The organism is Actinomadura sp. 21ATH (assembly GCF_041951345.1).
GTDB lineage: Bacteria > Actinomycetota > Actinomycetes > Streptosporangiales > Streptosporangiaceae > Spirillospora.
This window is the reverse complement of record NZ_JBGNUR010000016.1, coordinates 1-23,353: the sequence shown is the minus strand read 5'-3', so window position 1 is coordinate 23,353 and position 23,353 is coordinate 1. Positions and strand designations below refer to the sequence as shown.

The window sequence follows — 23,353 nt, the reverse complement described above, 5'->3', positions numbered from 1 at the left end:
CGGCGGGGGTGCACGAGCGGGCGGGCGGGGAACGGGAGATGATCAAAGGATGTCGCTGCGTCCGTCCCGTGCCGGTGGCCGAGCCCTGTTCCACGGCGCCGCGGCGCTGGGCGTGCTGGCGGCCGGCGTCCTGTACGCGGCGCCCGCCGCGGAGGCCGACGACGAGGTCGCGTTCAGGATCACCGATGAGCGGATCACGGAGTCCAGCGGCCTCGCGGTGAGCCTGCGCCACAAGGGCGTCGTATACACCCACAACGACTCCGGCGGGGTCGCGCAGATCTTCGCGCTGGGCCCGGACGGGAGGACCCGCGCGGTGCTGACCCTGGCGGGCGCCGGAGCCCGCGACTGGGAGGCGATGGCGGTGGGCCGGGACGAGAAGGGCAGGCCGGCCGTCTTTGTCGCCGACATCGGCGACAACCTGGGCGGCGCCTGGCCGTACGTGACCGTCTACCGGATCCCCGAGCCCGCGCGGCTGCGCACCCGGACGCTGCGCGCGACGGCGTTCAGGTTCAAGTACGAGGACGGCCCGCGCAACGCCGAGGCCATGATGATCAACCCGCGGACGAACCGGCTCTACGTCGTCAGCAAGCTGTTCAGCGGCTCGGTGTACGAGGCGCCCGCCAAGCTGCGGACGGGCGGGTTCAACAGGCTGCGCCGGGTCGCGGACGCGCCGAGCATCGCCACCGACGCCGCGTTCTCGCCGGACGGCCGCACGTGCGTCATCCGCACCTACTTCGGCGCGCGGCTCTACGAGGCCGACGGCAAGGGCCGTCCCGGCAGGTCGCTCGGGTCGGTGGGGCTGCCCGCGCAGGAGCAGGGCGAGTCGATCACGTACGCGGCGGACGGCCGATCGCTGCTGGCGGGATCCGAGGGTTCCGGCCAGGCGGTCCACCAGGTGCCGCTGCCGGAGGACGCGCTGCCGCCGAGCCCTTCGCCGGCGGCCGGGCGGGACGGCGGGGACGAGGACGGGCGCCGCGAGTCGGGACCGGCCAGCCTCGGGCTGCTCTTCGCGCTCGCCATCGCGGTCGTGGTGGGTTACGGGCTCACCCGAAGAAGATCATGAGCAGAAGATCATGAGAGGCTTGAGCGCCGTGGAACATGAGCTGATCGGCCTGCGCGGGCCCGGCGGCCGGTGGCGTCCCGTCGCGGCCGGGCCGTTCACGCTGGCGGCGGTGGCGCTGGCCCTGCTGCCGATCCACCCGGTGTGGCTCTGGGCGGTCCTGATCGTCGCCGTGGCGGCCGTCCCGTGGCTGCTGGGCGCGAGCCCGGAGGCGCGCCGCCGGCGGCCCCGGCCGTACTGGCGGCTGTCGGCCGACGGGCTGGAGCGGATCGGGCCGGGCGGGCTCGGCATGGTCCGGTACGAGCGGTCCCGCATCGAGGCCCTCGCGATCACCACCGGCGACGGCGCGCTGACGGTCTTCCACAAGTTCGGCCGCGCGTCGGTCGGCACGCTCGACTCGATGGGCATGGAGCCGCTGCCGTTCTTCGTCACGGCGCGCCGGCTGGGCATCCCGATCCAGCTCCTGGACAGCGACGCCGCCGACCTCGCCGGGCCGCCCGGGGAGGGCCGGCTGGGCGAGCTGGGCATCACGTCCCCCGGCCACGAGGACGATCCGTCGTCGGTGACGCTGCGGCTGCCCCGCCACCACACCGCCGAGCGGCGGCTGCTCGACCAGGAGGCGCGGCTGCTGGCCGCCGCGCACGAGCCGCCCGGCGCGGCGCCGGGGACGCGCGCCAAGGCGGTCCGGCTGGCGACGCCGGCGCCGCTGCCGAGCCGCCGCCGGATCGCGCTGCTGGGCGGGCTGAGCGCGCTGCTCGGCGCGTTCATGATCGCGCGGATCGCGGTGGAGGGCACCGACGGGTTCGGGGCCCGGCTGGCGGCCGGCTGCTGGGCGCTGGCGGCGATCGCCGGGGTGCTGGCGGCGCGGCGGCGGCTGCTGACCTCGACCCGGGTGGAGTGGACGATCGGCGCCGGCCGGCTGCGGGTGAAGGGCCGCCCGGGCCCGCGCGACACGCTGGACATCCCGGCCGCCGACATCGCCGCGCTGGTCGTCGGCCCCGGGCTGCGGCCCGATCCGCTGACCGGCGAGCCGCGCCGCGCCGAGCCGGCGGTGCTGGCGTTCGACCACCGGCTGCGGCTGCTGGCCCGGCTGCCCGCGCACGGGCTGGACGCGTTCCAGCTGGCGCACGCGCTCGACGACCACGGGCTGCACGTGATCACTCCGGGCGCCCGGCCGCCGCGCGGGCCCGAGTACGGCCTGGAGGGGCTGCCGGAGATCTTCGCGCAGGTGCCGGGCGGCCGGCTCGTGGTCGCCGACGGCGGCCTGGGGTGGGCCGACGCGGCGGGCGACGTGGTGCTGCGGATGCCCGAGGACCGGATCGGCGGGATCGAGCTGCTGACGATCGCCGGGCACGCCTGGGTCCGGCTGTACGACTCCGACGGCGAGGAGTTCTTCGCGGCGCCGCTGTCGGCGCTGCGGATCGCGCGCACCGACCTGCGCGAGGGGGCGCGGCAGGCCGGGCTGCCGGTGACCGACGCCGAGTACGACGCGTACCTGAGCGCCGCGTTCCACTCGGCGGTGTCGACGCTGTCGGCGCCGCAGCAGGAGACCGTCCCGGCGCTGCCGGGCCCGCGCTCGGCGGGACCGGCCGCCGAGCCCGCGGAGCCGCCCGCGCCGAGCCCGATGACCGCTCCCGGCACGCTGCTGGACGCGACCCGGCGCTCGCGGACCGGCGCGTACGCGATGAGCGTGCTGCTGTGCGAGATCGTGGCGGTGCTCGGGGCGGTCTGGCTGGGCCCCGAGCTGGGCGGGTTCTGGGCCACGGCGAGCTGGTCGATGCCGGCCGGGGTGCTGATCGGGATCGGCGGCTACTGGGGGTACGACCGCGACCGCGCCCAGCTCCGCGTGTCGGACGCCGGGCTCGCGGTCGTCACCCGGCGCGGCCGGGTCGAGTGGGACCTCGCGCGCGACCGCGTCGGCGGCGTCGGCGTGGACGAGTCGTCCGAGCGGGCGCCGCGGCTGGTGGTGTGGAGCCCGGCGGGCCGGGTGCTGCGCCGGGTCGGCTTCCCGCCGGACCTGGAGGAGCTGCGCCGCGCCTGCGAGCGGCACGGGCTCCCCTGGGGCCCGCCGGACGCCGACCGTCCCGCGCCGCCGCCCCCGGAGCTCTAGAGCCGCCCCGGGGCGGGGCCCGGCGGAACGTCCTCAGGGCTTGGGCTCGCGCAGCGGCCACGTCCTGATCGACTCGTACTCGACCTGGGTGCGGCCCTTGGCGGGCAGCCGGCTCTCCATCAGGTGGACCGTGCCGGCCGTCCACTCCCGGCTCGCGAACGCCGACAGCGGCTCCAGCAGCGGCCGCACGTCGACGGGCGCGCGGCGGCAGCGCGCCAGCGTCAGGTGCGGCCGGAACGCGGGATGCTTGTCGGCCGCCGCCCCGACCCGGCGGCGGGCCGCCGACGTGGACGCCGCGAGCTTGACCAGGTTGCGGCGGTCGCCGTACAGGCCCGTCCACAGCACCCGGGCGTGCGCGCCGGTGCCCGGGAACGCGCCCGCGCCCGCGAGCGACAGCGTGAGCCGGTCGTGCCGGGCCACGGCCCGCTGGAGGCGGGGCAGCAGCTTGTCGAGCGTGCGGTCGTCGGTCTCGCCGACGAAGGTCAGCGTCACGTGCAGCAGTTCGCGGCGCACCCAGCGGAGCGCGGGCGTGCCGGCGCGGTAGGGGGCGAGGAAGGCGTCGAGCTCGTCGAGGACGTCCGGTGGCGGCACCAGCGCCACGAACAACCTCATGGGAACGTCCTGGTGGCCACCTCATCAGCTTTCCAGGTGGCACGCCGTCCTGTCACGCGGGTGCACCGGCCACTCCACCCAGGGTGACCGTTTTCGATCGCCGCGGGTCAGGACCCGGCGGCCGGCGCGGGGCGGCGCAGGGCGCGGCGGAGCGTGCCGCGCGGGGCGGCCAGGGCGCCGACGGCCAGCGCCGCCGCCAGCGCGATCATGCCGCCGAGCACGATGCTCATCCGCGGCCCGAACCGCTCGGCCATCCATCCGACCATCGGGGCGCCGAACGGGTTGGTGCCGAGGAAGACGAACATGTAGAGGCCCATCACCCGCCCGCGCATCTCCGGCGCGACGCTCAGCTGCATCGTGGCGTTGGCGGCCGTCGTGAACGTCATCATCATGATCCCGGTGGGGACCAGCAGCACCAGGAACGTCCAGTAGAACGGCATCAGCCCGGTGGCGATCTCCAGCACCGCGAACAGCGCGGCCGCGCCGACCAGCACCCGCAGCCGGGGACGGGTCGCGCGGCGGGCCGCCAGCAGCGCCCCCGAGAGCGCGCCGAGCGCGAGCATGCTGGACGCCAGCCCGAACGAGGACGCGTCGCTGTGGAAGACCTCGCGGGCGACCAGCGCCGTCGTGATCTGGAAGTTCATGCCGAAGGTCGCGACGAAGCCGACGAGCACGAGCACGAGCATCAGGTCGCGGCGGCCGCGGACGTACCGCAGCCCCTCGCGCAGCTGGCCCTTCGCGCGCTTGACGGGCTCGGACGCGCGCAGGTCGCTCTCGCGCATCGCGTACAGGCCGAGCAGGACGGCACCGAACGACGCGGCGTTCAGCAGGAAGACCGGGCCGGTGCCGAGCGCGGCGATCAGCAGCCCGGCCACGGCGGGGCCGAGCAGCCGGGCGCCGTTGAACGTGGCGCTGTTGAGCGCGATGGCGTTGGGCAGGTCGCGCTGCCCGACCATCTCCACCACGAACGACTGGCGGGTGGGGTTGTCGACGACCGTGGCCATGCCGAGGCCGAACGCGAGCACGTACACGTGCCAGACCTGCGCGGTACCGGTGATCGCCAGCAGCCCGAGGACCAGCGCCAGCAGGCCCATCGACACCTGGGTGATCATCAGGACCCGGCGCTTGGGGTAGCGGTCGGCGATCACCCCGCCCCAGAGGCCGAACAGCAGCAGCGGCAGGAACTGGAGCCCGGTGGTGATGCCGAGCGCGACGCCGCTGCCGCGGGTCAGTTCCAGGACGAGCCAGTCCTGGGCGACGCGCTGCATCCAGGTGCCGGTGTTGGAGACGACCTGCCCGGAGACGAAGAGCCGGTAGTTGCGGTTGCGCAGCGACCGGAACATCCCGCCGGTCCCCTTCCGCGTCAGGCCCGGCTGATCTTGTCCAGGATCGGTGCCGCTCTTCTCAGGATCTCCCGTTCCTCCGCCGTCAGCTCGCCCAGCCGCTGCGACAGCCACGCCTCCTTGCGGCGGCGCTCCTCCCCCAGCAGGGCGCTCCCGGCGTCCGTCGACCGCAGCACCACCTGGCGCCCGTCCGTCGGATGCGGGCTCCGCGCCACCAGCCCCTGCTCCTCCAGGAACGCGATCACGCGGGTCATCGAGGGCGGCTGCACCTTCTCGTGGTCGGCCAGCTCCCTCGGTGTCATCGTGCCGTGCCGCTCGATGGCCGCCAGGGCTGCGAACTGGGTGAGCGACAGCGGGCCGCCGGCGGCGCCGCCGGGACCGGGCGCCCTCAGCGTGCGCAGCCGGCGTGACAGCCGCGCGATCGAGATGCGCAGGTCTTCGGCCAGGCCCGGCGCCCGGGCCGGACCTCGGCGCTGGTTCGGTGGCGTGCTCATTGTCGTTCGCAGAAGTCATTGCTTTTGCTAACGATACGCCGCGGCGGCAAATTCCGCGACGGGTCGCCGGCGGGCACGACTTCACCCTCCAAATCGCTGGTGGGAACCCCTCGGCTCCAATCGTGCCATGCCCGCCGCGCCCGGGATCAGCCGACGCCCAGGGCCTCCTTGACCGGCTGCAGCGTGAAGTAGATGACGAACAGCACCGCGATCAGCCACATCAGCGGGTGGATCTCGGCGAACCGGCGCCGCACCGCCTTGATGGCGACGTAGCTGATGAAGCCGGCCCCGATCCCGGCGGTGATCGAGTACGCGAACGGCATCAGCACGATCGTCAGGAACGCCGGGATCGCCACGTCGAAGTCGTCCATGTCGATGCTCCTGATCTGCGTCATCATCAGGAACCCGACCACCACCAGCGCGGGCGTGGCCGCCTCGAACGGCACGATCGTCACCAGCGGCGCGAAGAACATCGCCACCAGGAACAGCACCCCGGTGACCACGCTCGCCAGCCCCGTCCGGGCGCCCTCGGCCACACCGGCCGCCGACTCGACGTAGGTGGTGTTGGACGACACCGAGCCCGCGCCGCCCGCCGCCGCGCCGACCGAGTCGACCAGCAGCACGTTGCGGATGCCGGGCAGGTTGCCGTCCTCGTCGAGCATCTTGCCCTCGGCGCCGACGCCGACGACGGTGCCCATCGTGTCGAAGAAGTCGGCCAGCAGGATCGTGAAGACGAACAGCAGCGCGGCCGTCACGCCGACCCGCTCGAACGAGCCGAACAGGCTGAAGTCGCCGAGCAGGCTGAGGTCCGGCTTGTCGACGATCCGGTCGGGCAGCGCGGGCACGTTCAGCTGCCAGCCGTCCGGGTTGATCTGCGGCTTGCCGTCCGGGCCCACGCCCTTGTTGTACGGGCCCGCCCCGACGATCGCCTCCACGATGATCGCCAGCACGGTGGTGCTCAGGATGCCGATCAGGATGCCGCCCTTGACCCGCCGGGCGACCAGCAGCACGGTCAGCAGCAGGCCGACCGCGAACACCAGCGTCGGCCAGCCGGACAGGCTGCCCGTCGAGCCGAGCTGCAACGGCACCGAGCTCTCCCCGATCACGCCCGGGATGCGCCGCACGAAGCCCGCGTCCACGAAGCCGATCAGCGCGATGAGCAGCCCGATGCCGACCGCGATGGCCGTCTTCAGCGCGGCCGGGATGGCCCTGAACACCGCCACCCGGAACCCGGTCAGCACCAGGATCGTGATCACGATGCCTTCGAGGACCACGATGCCCATCGCGTCCTCCCACGACATCCCGCTCGCCAGGGTGAACGCGACGACGGCGTTCAGTCCCAGGCCGGCGGCCATCGCGAACGGGTAGCGCCCGAACAACCCCATGACCAGCGTCAGGATCCCGGCCACGAACGCGGTCGCCGCCGCCACCAGCGGGATCGCGGCCCCCGGCTCGGTCAGGTCGCCGAGGAACTGGCCGTCGTCGTCGGCCACCGTCCCGATGATCAGGGGGTTGAGCACCACGATGTAGCCCATCGTGAAGAACGTGACCAGCCCGCTGCGGATCTCGCGGCCGACCGTGGACCCCCGTTCAGTGATCTTGAAGAACCGGTCCAGCCGGCCGGCGGGCTCGGGGCCGGGGCCCGCGGGTTGCTGCGCTTCATCGTTCGTGACCGTCACGGGCGCACTGTCCCAGACCCGGGCCCGCAGGTGAAAGCCTTGATCGGCACCGGTTCGGCAACGGATGGGTAAGAACGATCACACTCGCCGCGGAAATGTGCCACCTTCCGGACGCGCAGGTCCCGGGGCTCCCGACTACGCTGAACGCATGACCCGACCGCGCCGTCCCGACCCGCCGCCGCTGCGGACCAACGACGTCCGGGTCGCCGCCGCCGGCACCGCGGCATGGGCGGTCGCGCTGGTCGTGCTGCTGATCGCCGATCTGCCGGAGCACAGCCGGTGGTGGCTGTGGGTGTGCGTGGCCGGCCTCGTGATCGGGCTGTTCGGGACGTGGTACGTCCCGCGCCTGCAAGCGGGCCGCGAGCGGCAGCAGGCAACCCGAGACATCGACGCCTAGCCGCAGCGACTCCCACCCCGCCGCTTGCCCGCCACTCCGCCGGGTCGACTCGTGGCGTGTCTCTGTTCCGAGAGCGCCGTGAAGGGGGACACGCCACGAGTCAACATGGCGGGCGGCGGTCCTCAGGGCTCTTCCAGGTCGGATTCGGCTAGGAGGGCGGGCCGTGCGGCCGGGGTGCGGAGTATCGCTTCGGCCAGCAGGCGGTCTTCCCAGCGGGCGGTGGCCCAGGCCAGGGCGCGCGCCAGGCCTGCCGGGCCGGTCGCGTGGATCTCGCCGTCGCCCGCCTCCCACCAGGGCACGTCCTGGCCGTCCACGATGAGGGCCTCGTGGGCCGTGTACGAGGCTGGGGCGTGCGGGAGGACGGCGCGTACGGCGTCCGGCACGGGACGCTCCTCGCCCGCCGACTCGATCTCGCCGGGGATCTCCTCGCTGACCAGCGGCAGGCCCAGCAGCCCCGCGAGCCGCTCGGCCCGGCCGCCGGCAGCGATGACCAGCGGCTGACCGGTCAGCAGCGGCAGCGCGTCCGGCCGGTCGAGGACGAGCGCGTCGGCGGCCTCGGCCACCTCCACCTCGCCGTCCACGACCGCGCGCACGCGGTCCGGCGGATCCACCGCGTCCTGGGGGACGTCGGTGTCCGCGAGGGCCGTCCACAGGGCGCTCAGGCGCGCGCGGGAGACCGTACGGGACGGGTCCGCGAGGCGTTCCAGCAGCTCGCGCGGACCGCCGGGCTCGGCCAGCAACCCGTCCAGAGAGGTGCGCACGCCGAGTGCGAGGAGCAGCCCGCGATCCTGCGGTGCCCCGGGCGGTACGGCGTCGTACAGGCCCGCCAGGAGGTCGTCGCCGTCCCCGAGGTGGAACTCGCCGGGGCGGCGGCCGTCCAGCAGCGGATGCCCGCGCAGCCACCAGGCCGTGTACGACGGGACGGCCGCGCGGCGGCCGTCGTGCAGCGCCAGGTGCGCGGGCTCGACGATCGCGTTCCGCCACGGCGGCCGGGCCAGCAGCCGCAGCGCCGCGGCCCAGTCGTCGACCAGCTCCAGATCGCGGACGGCCAGGAACTCCGGGACCAGGGGCGGCAGCTCCTGCGGCGGGAGGCGGTCCAGGACGTCGCCGGCCCACTCGTCCTCGCCGTCGAGGTCCTGCGACTCGGCGCCGCCGGCCAGGCCCGACAGGTCGACGTCCTCGGCGCGGGCGAGCGCGAAGCCGTCCAGGACGCCGGCGGCGGTGAGCGGTTCCGGCCCCCAGCGTTCGACCAGCTCGCCGGCCGCGATGCCGAACGGGGCGTCATCGGCCATCAGGTCGCGCAGCGGGCTGGCGGGCAGCAGCAGCTCGCCGGCCGGGTAGAGGTCGCCGTCGTCGGCGGGCAGGGCCAGCTCGGCCAGCCAGGGCCGCTCGCCCGGGTCGAGGCGGGCGGCCGCGACCAGCCCCAGCACGGCCTCGGCGATCCCGTCGGGGTCGTCGGCGTCGAAGGAGTTCTCGACGGCGGCCCGCACGGCCGGGTCGGCGAGCACCTCGTGCGGCCCCGCCTCGACGGCGCCGAGGCGGCGCAGCAGCGGATGGACGGCGTCCGGGTGGACGAACCGCAGCCCCAGCGCGTCCAGCCGGTCCGGCTCGACGCCCCCGGACGCGATCAGCAGGCCGCGCGGGCCGCGGACGATCCGGTCCCTGGAGGCCAGCGGTACGGGCAGCGCCCCCAGCGCGTCGGTGGAAGCGCCGGTGAACGCCTCGTACAGCCCGTGCCACCACGCCGGCGGGCGGTCGAGCCCCGCGAGCGCGTCGACGACGTCGGCCGTCTCCATGCGGCGCACGCCGAGGGCGTTGAGGGCCTGGTGCCGTACGGGCCAGCCCGCGGGCAGCAGCCCCGGCAGGATCCCGGCGAGCAGGTCGGTGAGGGCGGGCGGGACGTCCACGGCCACCGCGTCCCGGGGCCGGATCCGAGCCCGCGGGTCCTCGGCGGCCGGCAGCAGCGGGGTCTCGGGCAGGCGCGCGAGGACGGCGCGGCGGACGCGGGCGTCCAGCTCGCCGGCCGCGACGGGCCCGGGAACGAGGTCGAGCAGCGCCGGCTCGGCGGGCAGGCCGCGCAGCAGCTCGACGTAGGACTCGGCGGCGCGCTCGACGAGGAAGTCGGTGAGCGGCCCGGGGGCGACGTGGCGGCGGTCGGGGGCCAGCGGGAACGAGGCGATCAGCAGCGCGGGCAGGCCGAGCCGCTCGTCGCTCGGCGTCGGCGCGTGGACCACGCCGGGCGTCCCGTCGCCGGGCGGCTTCCCGTTCCCGGGGACGGCCCAGCGGACCTGCCAGCCCGGCCGGGCCCGCTCCTCGGTCGGCCGGTCGGCCAGCAGCTCGGGCGGGGTGGCGCCGGCCGCCCCGGCGGTCCGCCACGGCACGCCGTCGATCACCACGGTGCCGGGGTCGCCGCCCGGCTCGGCGCGCAGCGCGCGGACGGGCGTGCCGCCGATCACGATCTCGACGTCCGCGAGCGCGGGGAGGGCGAGCAGGAGCGCGGGCCCGATCCGGTCGAGCTGCTCCCGCACGGACGCGGCCGCGGCCTCGTCGCGCAGCGGCAGCCGCACGACGGTGTCGTACCCCTCGGGGAGCCCGGCGGCCCCGGGGGCGGCGAACGGCAGCCGCAGCAGCGGGACGTGCCCGGCGCGGCGTTCCAGCTCCGCCGCGAGGGCGGGGACGCCGGCGGCCAGCTCGCGGGCGCGCTCGCGCGACCACGCGATGCCGGCATCGGCCGAGGCGATGGACGGCTCGTCGCTCACCGCCACCACGGCGGCGAACCCGACACCGAACCGCCCCACCATGCCCGCGGCGCCCGCCTCGCCCGGCCCGCCGGGGCCGCCCGCGTCGTCCCGCTTCGCGGACGCGCGCAGCGTCGACAGCGCCTCGGCCCCGGCGGCGTCGAGCGGCGCGCCCGCGTTGGCGGCCGTCAGGACGGGACCGTCCAGCGCCAGCCGCAGCCGGCCCGGGACGCCCGCGCGTACGGCCGCGTCGGCGGCGTTCTGCGCCAGCTCGATGACCACCCGGTCGCGGTAGCCGCCGAGCGCGAAGTCCTCTTCGGTGTTGGCGTCCTCGCGGAACCGCGCCGGGGACTCCGCCCAGGCGCGCAGCACCCGCTCGCGAAGCGACCTCGTGCCGAACGGATCGGTGGAAGTGATCTCGGTCACCCTCCGGGTGGTCAGCTGTGGCCCAGCGCCTCTTCGTCCGCGGTGTCGCGGGCCGGCTCCAGCGGGACGATGTCGAAGTCCAGCTCGTCCAGCACCGGCGGGCCGTGCTCGGACGCGGGCGGGATCACGACCGCCTCGGAGTGCGCGCCGCAGCCGTGGTCGGCCGAGACGACCCGGCCGTCGTCGGGCGCGTACTCGTTGGCGCAGACGCCGAACACCTGCCGCAGCTCCCCGGCCAGCAGCCAGAAGAACCCGCAGGTGGAGCACTGCGCCGGGGCCGCGGTCGCGATCGGGGCGCGCGGGCCGGCGATGCCCTCGTACCAGCGGGCGGCGGCCTCGTCGCGGCCCTCCCGGGACAGCACGCGGGGCCGGCCGAGGCCCAGCTCCCACTCGGCCTCCACGTCGGTCGAGTCGTCGACCTGCGTGTAGCCGGGCGCCAGCCGGACGTCGTCGGCGGGTGTCGGCAGCAGGTCGCCGGGGCCGAGGTCGCCGGGCCGCAGCCGCTCCAGCCACGGCACCCACTCGGGCGCCAGCAGCGCCTCGTCGCCGGGGAGCAGCACGCACTCGTCGACCGTCACGTTCTTGGCGCGGGCGGCGCGCGCGACGGTGACCGCCCAGCGCCAGCCCCGGTAGCCCGGATCGAGGCACTCGAAATAGTGCGTGACCACGCGGTCGCCTTCGGCCCGCAGGCCGAGGTGCTCACCGACCGGTGCCGGCCGCGCCGTCTCCTCCGCCGCCTCCCTGGCCAGGTCGACGGCGCCCGCGCAGGCGGGGTCGACGGCGGGGGGACGGGTTCGGCGCGCGGGCCCCGTGCCGGCGGCTCCGGTGGCGCGTCCGGTGGAGGTGCTGGGCTGACGGAGTGGGCTCACGCTCCAATTCTCGCCCATGGAACGGCATGGCCGTGCACACCACCCGCCCCTTCGGCACGGCTCGCCGCGGCGCGCCCCTCCCGGGCCCCTCCCGCGGCTCTCCGGAGGTGAGGCCGGGCGCCGCGCGGGAACGTACCAGCCATCGAGGGGGAGGGCCGGATTGGGACTGCGGTCGGGAGCCGAGGCGGCGGGGCGCTCCGCGCGCACCGCCGCGCGCGCCGTGCGCCGCGCGACCCACGCCGGCGGGGCGGGCCGCAGCGGCCTGGGCACGCTGATCGAGGGGACGGCGCTCAACTCCGCCGGGGACGCGATGGTCGCGGTCGCGCTGGCCGGGATGCTGTTCTTCGGCCTGGACGTGGCGGAGGCGCGCGGCCAGGTCGCCCTGTATCTACTGCTGACGATGGCGCCGTTCGGGCTGGTCGCGCCGCTGGTCGGGCCGGCGCTGGACCGGATGCGGCACGCCCGCCGGTACGCGATCGCCGGCACGTTCGCCGCCCGGGGCCTGCTGTGCTGGGGGATGGCGGGCGCCGTCCTGCACGGCGACGAGGTCACGTTCCTGCCGGCGGCGTTCGGCGTCCTGGTGCTGTCCAAGGCGTACGGGGTGCTGCGGGCCGCGGTCACGCCCCGCGTGCTCCCGGACGGGATCACGCTGGTGTCGGCGAACGCGCGGGCGTCGTTCGCCGGGCTGATCGCCGCCGCCGTCACCGCCCCGGCCGCGGCCGGCTTCGCCGCGCTGGCCGGCGCCGACTGGCTGCTGCGGCTGGCCACGGTGCTGTTCATCGCGGGCGCGGTCCCGGCCCTCCGCCTTCCCCGGCACGCCGACGTCACAGAGAGCACGGAGGGTCCGGAGGGCGCCGCGGAACGGCGGGAGGGCGGCGGGGAACGGCCCGCGCGGCGCCGGTTCCGGCTCTGGCGGCCGCCCGGCCTCGGTCCCGCGGTCACGGAGGCGATGCTGGCGAACGCGGCGCTGCGCGCGTTCTCCGGCTTCCTGGTCCTCTACCTGGCGTTCCTGCTGCGGGAGGACCCGTTCGAGCCCGTCTCCGGCAACGCGGCGCTCGCCCTGCTGGCCGCGGCGGCCGGGGCGGGCGGCCTGGCGGGCACCGCGCTCGGCGCGCTCGCCAGGAGCCGGGCGCCGCGCGCGATCGTCCTCAGCACGCTGGCGTTCGTGACCGCGGCCGCCGCGGCCGCCGCCCTGTTCTTCGGGCTGTGGACGGCACTGGGCGTCGCGGCCGCCGCCGGGCTCGGCCAGTCGCTCGGCAAGCTGGCGATGGACGCGGTCGTCCAGCGCGAGATCGGCGAGGAGGCGCGGTCGTCCACGTTCGCCGTCACCGAGACCCTGCACCAGCTGGTCTGGGTGCTCGGCGGGCTGCTCGGCCTCGGCCTGTCGATCGTGGCCGGCGGCCGGGCGGCGATGACGGCCGTGGCCGCGGCGCTCGCGCTGGCCCTGGCCGCGACGATCAGGGGTGCAGGTCGTCGGCGACCGCGCGCAGCACGGTGGCGATCTTCTTCGCCTCGGCCGGAGCGGGATGCTTCCCCCGGCGATAGGTGGTGGAGATCCCGTCGAGCAGCTTGATGAGGTCCTCGGTGATCAGCACCATCTCGTCGGGCTTCTTGCGGCGCTGCTTGGCCACCGACTTCTCCACCGAGGGCAGCGTCTCCAGGACGCGCACCGACAGCGCCTGCTGCCCGCGCCGGCCCTCGACCACGCCGAACTCCACCCGCTGCCCCGGCTTGAGCCCGGAGACCGCGCCGGGGAGCGCGGATGAGTGCACGAAGACCTCACCCCCGTCGTCGCGGGTGAGGAAGCCGAATCCCTTGTCGGCGTCGTACCACTTGACCTTGCCAGTGGGCACGGGAGACCTCGTTAGCTCTCGTCCTGAATTGGGCTAAAGATTAGTGCCTCGCCGCGAACCGGTGAACACGCCCGCGGCTGCGGGCGACCTGTGCGAGCCAACGGACAGAAGCTACCGGCGCGAGCGCCTTCCGGCACCCGGATTTCCACCGGAAGCGGGCTTTTCACGCAAGATCGCAGGCCGGCGGCACGGCTGCGGCGCAGGCGGCGATCAAGGGGCCGGTACGGCGCCGCCCTCGAACCCGCCCAGCCACCCCGGGAACGCCCACAGGTCCGGCAGCACGACGTCCGCGCCGTACTCGGAGAGGGCGGGCCCGTCGAACGGCCCGGTCGCCACCCCCACCGCCACGGCCGCGGCGGCCCGGGCGGCGTCCACGTCGCCGGTGTGGTCGCCGACGTACGCGCCCACCCCGTGCAGGCGCAGCGCGGCGCCCTTCTCCGAGCCGAACAGGCCGCCCACGACCTCGTCCACCGGGAGCCCTAGGTGGCGGACGGTGCGCTCGGTGTCGACCTGGTTCTTGCCGGACACCACGACCACGCGCGCGCCCCGGTCCCGGACGGCAGCCAGCGCCTCCGCGGCACCGGGCATCGCCACGGTCGCCGGGATCGCGATGCCGGGGTACAGGGCGCGGTAGCGGTCGGCCATCGCCGGGATCTCGGCGGACGGGAACCAGTGCGCCAGCTCGGCCTCCAGCGGCGGCCCGATCCGTCCCACGACGGCCTCGACGTCGATGCGCACCCCGGTCTCGGCGGCGAGCGCCGCGTACACGGCGCCGATCGCCCGGCGGGTGTCGGCGAGGGTGAGGTCGAGATCGAATCCGATGGCCGTGCCGGGGGCCCCGGCCGGGGCGGATCCGTTGTTTCGCGTGACGTCTGGCTCCAGCACGCTCCACAGGGTAAAGGGAAGGGTATGGCGGTTCTGCCACGCGCGGGAGCGGGGCGCCCGGAACGCTCCGGGCGCGTACGAACCCGCGCTCCCCCGGTAGTGGCGATGCGACGGGATCCGAGTAGGAGAGCGCGGGCTTGCTGCCGAAATACCCGGGTCCCCCGCCGTGAACCTTGCCACCAGGGAAAACGCGCGGCTTGAATGGACCACGGCAACGCCAAGCAGCTGAGTACCCCGGACCGTCCCTGTGTCCCGTCCCGTCCCGTCCCCCGCCCGACCCGGAGAGAGAGGGCGCCATGGCCGACGAACGCGTAGCCCCCGAGAAGCCCCCCGCGCAGGAGGGCGCGACGACCGGCACGACCGCCGGAACGACCACGAGCACCAGCACGAGCACGGGCACGGCCGCTGCCACCGGCGGCGGCCCGCCCCGGCGCGGCTCCCGGCGGGCGCGGCCCGGCGGGGACGCCCTCACCGCGTACCGCAAGCGCGCGGCCCGGGTGCTGGCCGCGATCGTCTCCCTGATCACCACGCTGGTGGTGGCGGTGCTCGCGGTGCACATCGTGTTCGTGGCCTTCGAGGCCAACACCGGCAACGACCTGGTCAGCACCACCGCCGGCTGGGCCGCGGACCTCGCCTGGCAGTTCGAGGACGTCTTCAAGCCCGCCGACCCCAAGCTGGAGGTCGCCGTCAACTACGGGCTCGCCGCGCTGGTCTACCTGATCGCCGGCCGGATCGTCACCGGCCTGATCCGCCGGCTGGCCTGACCGGCCGCGTACCGGCCGGGCGGCGACCGCCGTCCGGCCGCCGCGGTCCGCTCCCGACCGTCCCGGCCGCCCCGGCCGCCCCTGGGGCCGGTCAGCCGTCCCGCAGGTCGCGCCCCGGGAAGCGGACCCGCTCGAACGGCCACGCCGTCGTGACCCACTCCCGGACGAACTCCTCCAGCTCCTTCTCCACGCTGGAGTCCTCCTCGTCGGCCCGGACCCAGAACACCACCACGGCGTCGCAGTTCTCCTGGCCGGGGACGTCGCAGGGCGCGACATGGATGCGGCCCAGCTGCCGCTCCTCGTCCGGGGTCATCACCACGTAGCTGAACGAGCGCCGCAGCTGCCCCTCCTTCTGCAGCCAGGCGACGTCGATCAGCGCCTGCTCGAAGGTGAACTCGCTGTCCGGCCACCCCCACTCGGGCCCGAAGCGGCCCTCCAGCCGGTCCAGGCTGCCCATGACGGCGCCGTAGTCCTTCACGACGTCGTGCACGGTGATGGGGCGGATCCGGAAGCGCGGCCCGGCGACCAGCGTGGGAACGACGAAGTCGTCCGGCAGGAAGGCCCCGCGACCCCCCTTCCGCGGCGATACGAACATCGTCGAACCCTTCCGGCGACGCCCCCTCCGGCGTTGGGGGCGCGGAGCCATGAACTTTAGTCGCCCGGACCCGGGTGCGAGACGCATCACGAATTCGGGCGCGCCGGGCCAGCGGCCCGGAAGCCCGGACGAACATGCCTTACTGTTCTTGCGGAGGAACACACGACCATGACGACATCCACGCGCGAGCGGATCGTGAGCGAGTCGCTTCGGCTGTTCGCCGACCGCGGCTACGCGGCGACCTCGGTCGCGGAGATCGAGGCCGCGGCCGGGCTGTCGCCCGGCGCCGGCGGCCTGTACCGCCACTTCCGCTCCAAGGAAGAGGTGCTGGCCTCCGCCATCCGCGAGCACATCGAGCGGACCCGGCGGCAGATCAGCGACGTCCTCGAACACGCCAGTGCCTACGAGGAGCGGCCGCTGGAGATCCGGCTCCGGATGACCTGCCAGGTGGGCCTGGCCAAGATGCGCGAGGAGCAGGACCTCGTCCGGGTGCTGTTCCGCGACCTCGACCAGTTCCCCAACCTGGTGGCCGAGATGCGCGAGGGGATCGTCAACCCGCTGTACGACGGCATCGCGACCTGGCTCTCGGAGCAGCCCGAGTTCCAGGGCGTGGACGAGGACTGGCCCGCGATCGCCTCGATCCTCGGCGGCGCGGTGGTCAACTACTGGCTCGCCAACGAGTCGATGTACGAGCCGCCGTCCCGGATCGACGAGGACCGCTTCGTCGCGAGCTGGGCGCGGCTGGGCCTCGGCCTGCTCCACCTGGACCGCGCGCCCGCCACCTGACCCGGAAAGGGTTTTCCCGCCCGCCAGTTAGCCCACCTCGCATCGGGTACTCCTACGGCTCTTACGCTGAAGGGTGCGTCCGGCGGGACACGGGCGATCGCTCGCGAGGTTGGGAGAGGGATGGAAACGTTCGCGGACTGGCTGCGCGCACGCGATGACGGGGCGTTGCGCGACCTGCTGTCCGCGCGGCCGGAACTGGTCACGCCCGTCCCGGCCGACCTGACCGCGCTCGCCGCCCGCGCCGCCACCCCGGCCGCCGTCTCCCGCGCCCTGGACCGCCTCGACCGGTTCACGCTGGCCGTCCTGGAGGCGCTGCTCGTCCTGCCCCGGCCGCTGCCGCCGGAGGCGCTGCCCGAGGCCCTCGACGCGTCGCCCGAAGAGGTGGCGGAGGCCGTCGAGCTCCTCGGCCGGTACGCGCTGATCTGGGGGAACGGGTCGTCCAACGTCGCCCCGGGCGTCCGCCAGGGCCTCCCGCACCCGGCCGGGCTGGGCCCGCCCGCGCAGGAGGCGTTCGCCGGTTACACCACCGAACGGCTCACCGCGCTGATCACCGATCTGGAGGGCGCGGAGCCCCGCGGCTTCCCCGACGCCGCCCGCCTCCTCGACCGGCTCGCCGCCGCGCTGGCCGACCCCGAGCCGCTGATCGAGGACGCCGGCCCGGAGGCCAGGACCGCCCTCGAACAGCTCGCCTGGGGCCCGCCCGTCGGCCGCGTCGCCGACGCCCGCCGCCCCGTACGGGTGGACACCGCCGCCACGCCCGTCGAGCGGCTCCTCGCCCGCGGCCTGCTGGCCGCCGAGGACGACCGCACCGTCTCGCTCCCCCGCGAGGTCGCCCTCCACCTGCGCCACGGCCGCCTGTTCCGCGACGTGCCGGCCCGGCCGCCGGCGCTGACGGGCCGTACCGAGGGGATCGGGACGCCCGACCTGGCCGTCCGGACGGCCGCCGGGGAGGCGTTCACCGCCGTCCGGCTCACCGAGGAGCTGCTGGAGCGCTGGGGCACCGACCCGCCGCCCGTCCTGCGCAGCGGCGGCCTGGCGGTGCGCGAGCTGCGCGGCGCCGCGACGCTGCTGGACGTGGAGGAGTGGCAGGCGGCGCTGTTCGCGGAGGTCGCGTACGCCGCCGGGCTGCTGACCCGCAGCGGCGACCTGGACGGCGAGTGGCTGCCGACGCCCGCGTACGACCTGTGGCTCATGCGCGACACCGCCGGCCGCTGGACCGAGCTGGCCCGCGGCTGGCTGAAGACCGATCGCGCGCCCGGCCTGGCCGGGGAGCGCGACGACCGGGACCGGCTGATCAACGCGCTGAGCGAGGCGGTGGTGCGGACGGGCGCGCCCGCGACCCGGGCCGCGGTCCTGTCCGTCCTGGCCGACGCCGAGCCGGGGCTGGCGGTCGACGCCGAAGCCGTCCGGACCCGGCTGGCCTGGCGGCATCCGCGCCGCGCCGGGCCGCTGCGCGACCGGCTGGTGGACTGGACGCTGCGGGAGGCCGCCGCGCTCGGGATGACGGGCTTCGGGCAGCTGGTCCCGTACGCCCGGGACCTCGCGGAGGGCGGCGACCCCGAACCCGGCCTGGAGAAGTACCTGCCGGAGCCCGTCGACCGGATCCTCATCCAGGCCGACCTGACCGCCGTCGCGCCCGGCCCGCTGGTCACCGAGCTGGCGCGGGAGCTGGCGCTGGCCGCGGAGGTCGAGTCCACCGGCGGCGCCACCGTCTACCGCTTCACGCCCGCCTCGGTCCGGCGGGCGCTGGACGCGGGCCGTACCGCGTCCGAGGTCACCGAGCTGCTGGCGCGGCACTCGGCGACGCCGCTGCCGCAGCCGCTCACGTACCTGATCGAGGACGTGGCGCGCCGGCACGGGCACCTGCGGGTGGGGGCGCTCAGCTCGTACGTCCGGACCGACTCGCCCGCGACGCTCGACGAGATCCTCGCCGACCGCCGCTCCGGGGCGCTGCGGCTGCACCGGCTGGCGCCGACCGTGCTGGCGTCCGGGCTGGACCGGGCCGAGCTGCTGGAGGCGCTGCGGCAGATGGGGCTGGCGCCGGTCGCCGAGTCGCCCGGCGGCGGGATCATCGTGACCCGGCCGGACGTGCTGCGCGCCGACCCGCCGCCGACCGCGGAGATCATGCGGGTCCGTCCCGGCGGCGAGCCCGCCGACGACTCGATGATCGCCGCCGCGGTGCGGGCGCTGCGGGCCGGCGACGAGGCCGCCCGGCACGGCGCCGAGCAGGCCCGTCTACGCACCGGCGAGCCGCCGCCGCGCTCCCCGGCCGCCGCGACCGTCGACCGCCTCCGCGAGGCCGTGACGCGGGGCGTCCGGGTCTGGATCGGCTACCTGGACCAGCAGGGCCGCTCGTCCAGCCGGATCGTGGAGCCCGTACGGGTCGAGGGCGGCTTCCTCACCGGCTACGACGCCACCAGGGCCGCCGTCCAGCGGTTCGCGCTGCACCGCATCACGGGCGTCGCCGAACTAGAGAATGAATGATCACGTATCCGGTCGAACCAACCGATAGCCTGCGAAGTCCAAGGTTCCAGGGACGTCGACGGGGAGGTGGCCCATGAGCGGACCCGGCTGGAACGACCCGTACGGCCAGGGCTGGAACGACCCGAACCAGGGCTACGGAGGATACGGCGGTCACGGCGCGCAAGGCGGCTACGGCTACGGCCCGCCCGGCGTTCCCAACAGCGGCGGCGCCCCCGGATCGACGATCGCCGCGCTGGTCTGCACCAGCGTCGCCACCGCCATGTGCTGCAACATCCTGGCGATCCCCGGCATCGTGACGTCCGCCATGGCCCTCAACCGCCACAAGACCGACCCGCGCTCGGCCCGCTCCCTCACCATGTGGAGCTGGGTGATCTTCGGCGTGGCGATGTTCGTCTATCTCGCCGCGATCATCGTGGCCGGCGTCATCGATGCCAGGACGCCCGACTACTACGACACCAGCGGGATCTGACCGGGAAGACGCGCCGTCCTCCGGGCGTTGGTAAGGGAAGCGCCCGTCCCGCCGCGATACCGTGCACCTTCTGAACGGGCCTGCCACGACTCCTGATGGGGGCTGCCTCCGTGCCCGACGGACCGCTGATCGTCCAGTCCGACAAGACCCTGCTGCTCGAGGTCGACCACATCCTGGCCGCCGAGTGCCGCAAGGAGATCGCGCCGTTCGCCGAACTCGAACGCGCGCCCGAGCACATCCACACGTACCGGGTCACCCCGCTGGCCCTCTGGAACGCCCGCGCCGCCGGCCACGACGCCGAGCAGGTCGTCGACACGCTGCTGAAGTTCTCCCGGTACCCCGTACCGCACTCCCTCCTGGTCGACGTCGCCGACACCATGGCCCGCTACGGCCGCCTCCGCCTGGAGAAGGACCCCACGCACGGCCTGGTCATGCACACCTCCGACCGGTCCGTCCTCGAAGAGGTGCTGCGCTCCCGCAAGGTCAAGGGCATGCTCGGCGAGCGCGTCGGGGACGACACCGTCGCCGTCCACCCGTCCGAGCGCGGCGCCCTCAAGCAGGCCCTCCTCAAGATCGGCTGGCCGGCCGAGGACCTGGCCGGCTACGTCGACGGCGAGGCGCACCCCATCTCCCTCGTCGAGGACGGCTGGACGCTGCGCTCCTACCAGCGGGACGCCGCCGACGCGTTCTGGCACGGCGGCTCCGGCGTCGTCGTCCTCCCCTGCGGCGCCGGCAAGACCATCGTCGGCGCCGCCGCCATGGCCCGCGCCGCCGCCACCACGCTCATCCTGGTCACCAACACCGTCTCCGCGCACCAGTGGAAGCAGGAGCTCCTCCGCCGCACCTCCCTCACCGAGGACGAGATCGGCGAGTACACCGGAGCCAAGAAGGAGATCCGCCCGGTCACGATCGCCACGTACCAGATCATGACCACCCGCCGGAAGGGCGCCTACGCCCACCTGGAGCTGTTCGACGCCCGCGACTGGGGCCTGGTCGTGTACGACGAGGTCCACCTGCTGCCCGCGCCGATCTTCCGGATGACCGCCGACCTCCAGGCCCGCCGCCGCCTCGGCCTCACCGCCACGCTCGTCCGCGAGGACGACCGCGAGGGCGACGTCTTCTCCCTCATCGGCCCCAAGCGGTACGACGCCCCCTGGAAGGACATGGAGTCGCAGGGCTGGATCGCGCCCGCCGACTGCGTCGAGGTCCGCGTCACCCTCACCGACTCCGAGCGCCTCGCGTACGCCACCGCCGAGCCCGAGGAGCGCTACCGCTTCTGCGCCACCACCGAGACCAAGACCCGGCTCGTCAAGTCCCTCGTCGACCGCCACCGCGGCGAGCAGACCCTCGTCATCGGCCAGTACATCGACCAGCTCGACGAGCTCGGCGACCTCCTCGGCGCCCCCGTCATCAAGGGCGAGACCCGCGTCAAGGAGCGCGAACGCCTCTTCAACGCCTTCCGGGCCGGCGAGATCGACGTCCTGGTCGTCTCCAAGGTCGCCAACTTCTCCATCGACCTTCCCGAGGCCACCGTCGCCGTCCAGGTCTCCGGCGCGTACGGCTCCCGGCAGGAGGAGGCGCAGCGCCTCGGCCGCCTCCTCCGTCCCAAGTCGTCCGGGCAGACCGCCCGCTTCTACGCCGTCGTCGCCCGCGACACCCTCGACCAGGACTACGCCGCCCACCGGCAGCGCTTCCTGGCGGAGCAGGGCTACGCGTACCGGATCGTCGACGCCGAATCCATCTGAGAACGCTCGCTCACTTCCGCCGCCCGAGCGCCTTGGCCCGCGCGTACGCCCACCCGGCGAGCACGGCGCCCACCACGGCGGCGGCCACGTAGAGGGCGAGCACGGCCGCGTCCCCGCCGGGCAGGCCGCCCAGCAGCCCGGCCTCGCCGTCGAGGACCTGCCGGGCTCCTCCCTGCACGCCCAGTGCGACGAGCAGCATGCCCACGATCTGCCAAGCGTCGAACCTCATATCCGCTCCCTCCGTTACAATGCACTTGCATGGCAATAGCGCGGCGACAGTGTTGCAATGCGCTTGCATGGCAACGAGGGGAGTGAGATGCCGAAGGTCGTGGACCACGACGCGCGCCGGAGGCGGCTGGCGGAGGCCGTGTGGACGCTGACGATCCGCGACGGCCTGGCAGGCGTGACGCTCCGCAAGGTCGCGGCCGAGGCCGGGGTGTCGATGGGCCAGGTCCAGCACTACTACGCCTCCCGGGAGGACCTCGTCGCCGACGCCGTCGCGCGCGCCGTACAGGCGGTCAACGCCCGCATCGAGGCGTCCGTCCGGAACACCGCCGGGACGGACGGCGAACCGGACGCGGAGACGATCCTGCGCGAATGCCTGTACGCCGTCCTCGCCCGCGACGAGGAGGGGATGCGGTTCCTGCGGCTCTCCGTCGCCGTCCTCGGGCAGGCCGTCTCCGACCCGTCCATGGCCACCGTGCTGCGGCCGGGCGACGACGGCCTGGTGACCTTCACCGCCGGCCTCATCGCCACCGCCCGCAACGACCGCGGAGCCGCCCCCAGGGACGACGAACGCATCGCCGCCGACATCTGCTGGACGCTCGCCACGGGCCTCGGCGTCGATGTCGCCCTCGGCTACCGCACTCCCGGCAACGCCCAACAGGTCCTGGACCACCACATCGACGGCATCCTCGGAAGACCGTAGGCCGGCGTCGCATTAGGAACGGGCTCTTCCTCTTTCGTGCCTATCGTTCAAGGCATGGACGCGGTGCCCCGGCCGGGGCGCCGGCCGGCTGAACTGAGGAGACGCAATGATCCTTGTCATCGGGGCGACCGGGCACTTCGGGCGCGAGACCGTTCAGGCCCTCGTGGACGCGGGGCAGCGGGTCCGCGCCCTCTCGCGCACGCCCGAATCCGCCGGGCTGCCCGCGGAGGTCGAGGTGGTCGGCGGCGACCTGACGCGACCCTCCACGCTCGCCCCCGCGCTCGCGGACGTGACGCGGATGTTCGTGATCCTCCCGTACGGGATGGACGCCGCCCCGCTGCTCCAGGCCGCCACGGAGGCGGGGGTGCGCCGGATCGCGTTCCTGTCGTCCGGCGCGGTCGTCGACGGCCCCGCGGCGCAGCCCGACGTGATCGCCGCCTACCACCAAGGGGTCGAGGAGGCCGTGCGGGCGACCGGGGCGGAGTGGACGTTCCTGCGGCTCTTCTTCCCCGCCATCAACTCGCTCTCCATGGCGATGCAGCTCAAGGACGGCGACATCGTGCGCGCCCCGTACGGCGGCGCCACCAGCGCCCCCGTCCACGAGCTGGACGTCGCCGACGTCGCCGCGGCGGTCCTCACCACGGACGGCCACGCCGGGCGCGTCTACGAGCTCACCGGGCCGGAGTCCCTGACTCAGGCGGAGCAGGTACGGATCCTGGGCGAGGCGCTGGGACGCGAGCTTCGCTTCGAGGAACTCGACGCCGGGCCGGTACGGCAGCAGATGAGCCGGTTCATGGACGGCGACTTCGTCAACGCGCTCTTCGACCTGATGGAGGCGACCGCCGGCAAGCCGGCGCACATCGACGGCAGCGTGGAACGGATCACCGGCCGCACGCCCCGGACCTACGCTCAGTGGGCCGCCGACCACGTCGCCGACTTCAGCTGAACGAACCTGCCACGCCAAATGACCCCGACCCGGAGAAATGAGAAAGGCCCCGCCACTTTCGTGGCGGGGCCTCCCCCTAATAAATGTCCGGCGGTGTCCTACTCTCCCACACAGTCTCCCATGCAGTACCATCGGCGCTGAAGGGCTTAACTTCCGGGTTCGGGATGGGA

The 23,353-nt window shown here is 74.6% G+C and carries 21 protein-coding genes and 1 rRNA gene; 11 read left to right on the top strand and 11 right to left on the bottom strand.

What is annotated here, in order from left to right; genetic code table 11:
* The first annotated feature begins 49 nt into the window (after positions 1 to 49).
* Both ACA361_RS33120 and ACA361_RS33115 read left to right on the top strand, forming a co-directional pair.
* Positions 50 to 1,063 carry a hypothetical protein gene (locus ACA361_RS33120; RefSeq protein ID WP_375018621.1) on the top strand — a complete coding sequence of 338 codons (1,014 nt, stop codon included), beginning with the start codon at positions 50 to 52 and terminating at the stop codon, positions 1,061 to 1,063.
* Between the two features lie 28 nt (positions 1,064 to 1,091).
* A complete protein-coding gene (locus ACA361_RS33115) occupies positions 1,092 to 3,170 on the top strand; it encodes a hypothetical protein (RefSeq protein WP_375018855.1) in 2,079 nt (692 codons plus the stop codon).
* 33 nt (positions 3,171 to 3,203) lie between these two features.
* Here the strand turns inward: ACA361_RS33115 and thpR are convergent, their stop codons facing one another.
* From thpR to ACA361_RS33095, 4 genes are all read right to left on the bottom strand, one after another.
* The gene (thpR, locus tag ACA361_RS33110; protein ID WP_375018619.1) at positions 3,204 to 3,782 is read right to left on the bottom strand and encodes an RNA 2',3'-cyclic phosphodiesterase; all 579 of its coding nucleotides are present in this window, start codon (positions 3,780 to 3,782) and stop codon (positions 3,204 to 3,206) included.
* Between the two features lie 107 nt (positions 3,783 to 3,889).
* Positions 3,890 to 5,125 (bottom strand): MFS transporter, encoded by a 1,236-nt coding sequence (locus ACA361_RS33105; protein WP_375018617.1) that lies wholly within the window; start codon positions 5,123 to 5,125, stop codon positions 3,890 to 3,892.
* 20 nt (positions 5,126 to 5,145) lie between these two features.
* Positions 5,146 to 5,619: a MarR family winged helix-turn-helix transcriptional regulator gene (locus tag ACA361_RS33100; protein WP_375018616.1), complete on the bottom strand. Its 474-nt coding sequence runs from the start codon at positions 5,617 to 5,619 to the stop codon at positions 5,146 to 5,148.
* A 146-nt stretch (positions 5,620 to 5,765) separates the two neighbouring features.
* A complete protein-coding gene (locus tag ACA361_RS33095) occupies positions 5,766 to 7,298 on the bottom strand; it encodes an NCS2 family permease (RefSeq protein ID WP_375018614.1) in 1,533 nt (510 codons plus the stop codon).
* A gap of 148 nt (positions 7,299 to 7,446) precedes the next feature.
* Between ACA361_RS33095 and ACA361_RS33090 the strand changes: the two genes are divergently transcribed.
* Positions 7,447 to 7,695, top strand: coding sequence for a DUF2530 domain-containing protein (locus ACA361_RS33090; protein ID WP_375018612.1), 249 nt, complete (start codon positions 7,447 to 7,449; stop codon positions 7,693 to 7,695).
* Between the two features lie 122 nt (positions 7,696 to 7,817).
* Here the strand turns inward: ACA361_RS33090 and ACA361_RS33085 are convergent, their stop codons facing one another.
* Both ACA361_RS33085 and ACA361_RS33080 read right to left on the bottom strand, forming a co-directional pair.
* Positions 7,818 to 10,859, bottom strand: a complete 3,042-nt coding sequence (locus tag ACA361_RS33085) for a sacsin N-terminal ATP-binding-like domain-containing protein (protein WP_375018610.1) — start codon at positions 10,857 to 10,859, stop codon at positions 7,818 to 7,820.
* A gap of 11 nt (positions 10,860 to 10,870) precedes the next feature.
* Positions 10,871 to 11,608, bottom strand: coding sequence for a DUF3027 domain-containing protein (locus ACA361_RS33080; protein WP_375018853.1), 738 nt, complete (start codon positions 11,606 to 11,608; stop codon positions 10,871 to 10,873).
* 280 nt (positions 11,609 to 11,888) lie between these two features.
* Here ACA361_RS33080 and ACA361_RS33075 point away from each other — a divergent pair, with 280 nt between their 5' ends.
* Positions 11,889 to 13,301, top strand: a complete 1,413-nt coding sequence (locus ACA361_RS33075) for an MFS transporter (protein WP_375018608.1) — start codon at positions 11,889 to 11,891, stop codon at positions 13,299 to 13,301.
* Here the strand turns inward: ACA361_RS33075 and ACA361_RS33070 are convergent.
* Together ACA361_RS33070 and ACA361_RS33065 are read right to left on the bottom strand one after the other, a co-directional pair.
* Positions 13,186 to 13,581, bottom strand: a complete 396-nt coding sequence (locus ACA361_RS33070) for a cold-shock protein (protein WP_366619008.1) — start codon at positions 13,579 to 13,581, stop codon at positions 13,186 to 13,188. The two genes, ACA361_RS33075 and ACA361_RS33070, sit on opposite strands and share 116 nt — an antisense overlap.
* Before the next feature lie 210 nt (positions 13,582 to 13,791).
* The gene (locus ACA361_RS33065) at positions 13,792 to 14,466 is read right to left on the bottom strand and encodes an HAD family hydrolase (RefSeq protein WP_375018606.1); all 675 of its coding nucleotides are present in this window, start codon (positions 14,464 to 14,466) and stop codon (positions 13,792 to 13,794) included.
* 296 nt (positions 14,467 to 14,762) lie between these two features.
* Between ACA361_RS33065 and ACA361_RS33060 the strand changes: the two genes are divergently transcribed.
* On the top strand, positions 14,763 to 15,230 hold the full coding sequence (locus tag ACA361_RS33060) for a hypothetical protein (RefSeq protein ID WP_375018604.1): 468 nt from the start codon (positions 14,763 to 14,765) through the stop codon (positions 15,228 to 15,230).
* A gap of 91 nt (positions 15,231 to 15,321) precedes the next feature.
* Here ACA361_RS33060 and ACA361_RS33055 read toward each other — a convergent pair whose 3' ends face one another.
* Complete coding sequence (locus tag ACA361_RS33055) at positions 15,322 to 15,825, bottom strand: GNAT family N-acetyltransferase (RefSeq protein ID WP_375018602.1); 504 nt, start codon at positions 15,823 to 15,825, stop codon at positions 15,322 to 15,324.
* A gap of 168 nt (positions 15,826 to 15,993) precedes the next feature.
* Here ACA361_RS33055 and ACA361_RS33050 point away from each other — a divergent pair, with 168 nt between their 5' ends.
* The 4 genes from ACA361_RS33050 to ACA361_RS33035 all read left to right on the top strand — a co-directional run bounded on the left by ACA361_RS33050 (position 15,994) and on the right by ACA361_RS33035 (position 21,309).
* Positions 15,994 to 16,611, top strand: a complete 618-nt coding sequence (locus ACA361_RS33050; protein WP_375018600.1) for a TetR/AcrR family transcriptional regulator — start codon at positions 15,994 to 15,996, stop codon at positions 16,609 to 16,611.
* 120 nt (positions 16,612 to 16,731) lie between these two features.
* Positions 16,732 to 19,095 carry a helicase-associated domain-containing protein gene (locus ACA361_RS33045; protein ID WP_375018598.1) on the top strand — a complete coding sequence of 788 codons (2,364 nt, stop codon included), beginning with the start codon at positions 16,732 to 16,734 and terminating at the stop codon, positions 19,093 to 19,095.
* Positions 19,096 to 19,168: 73 nt separating this feature from the next.
* Positions 19,169 to 19,564: a hypothetical protein gene (locus tag ACA361_RS33040; RefSeq protein ID WP_375018596.1), complete on the top strand. Its 396-nt coding sequence runs from the start codon at positions 19,169 to 19,171 to the stop codon at positions 19,562 to 19,564.
* Positions 19,565 to 19,659: 95 nt separating this feature from the next.
* Positions 19,660 to 21,309, top strand: a complete 1,650-nt coding sequence (locus ACA361_RS33035) for a DNA repair helicase XPB (protein ID WP_375018594.1) — start codon at positions 19,660 to 19,662, stop codon at positions 21,307 to 21,309.
* A gap of 10 nt (positions 21,310 to 21,319) precedes the next feature.
* Here the strand turns inward: ACA361_RS33035 and ACA361_RS33030 are convergent, their stop codons facing one another.
* Positions 21,320 to 21,538, bottom strand: coding sequence for a hypothetical protein (locus tag ACA361_RS33030; protein ID WP_375018592.1), 219 nt, complete (start codon positions 21,536 to 21,538; stop codon positions 21,320 to 21,322).
* Positions 21,539 to 21,625: 87 nt separating this feature from the next.
* Between ACA361_RS33030 and ACA361_RS33025 the strand changes: the two genes are divergently transcribed.
* Together ACA361_RS33025 and ACA361_RS33020 are read left to right on the top strand one after the other, a co-directional pair.
* Positions 21,626 to 22,237, top strand: coding sequence for a TetR/AcrR family transcriptional regulator (locus tag ACA361_RS33025; RefSeq protein WP_375018590.1), 612 nt, complete (start codon positions 21,626 to 21,628; stop codon positions 22,235 to 22,237).
* Between the two features lie 106 nt (positions 22,238 to 22,343).
* Positions 22,344 to 23,183 (top strand): SDR family oxidoreductase, encoded by an 840-nt coding sequence (locus ACA361_RS33020; protein ID WP_375018588.1) that lies wholly within the window; start codon positions 22,344 to 22,346, stop codon positions 23,181 to 23,183.
* 85 nt (positions 23,184 to 23,268) lie between these two features.
* On the opposite strand, the gene rrf is transcribed toward ACA361_RS33020, so the two are convergent.
* Positions 23,269 to 23,353, bottom strand: a 5S ribosomal RNA gene (gene rrf / locus ACA361_RS33015); the annotation flags it as partial.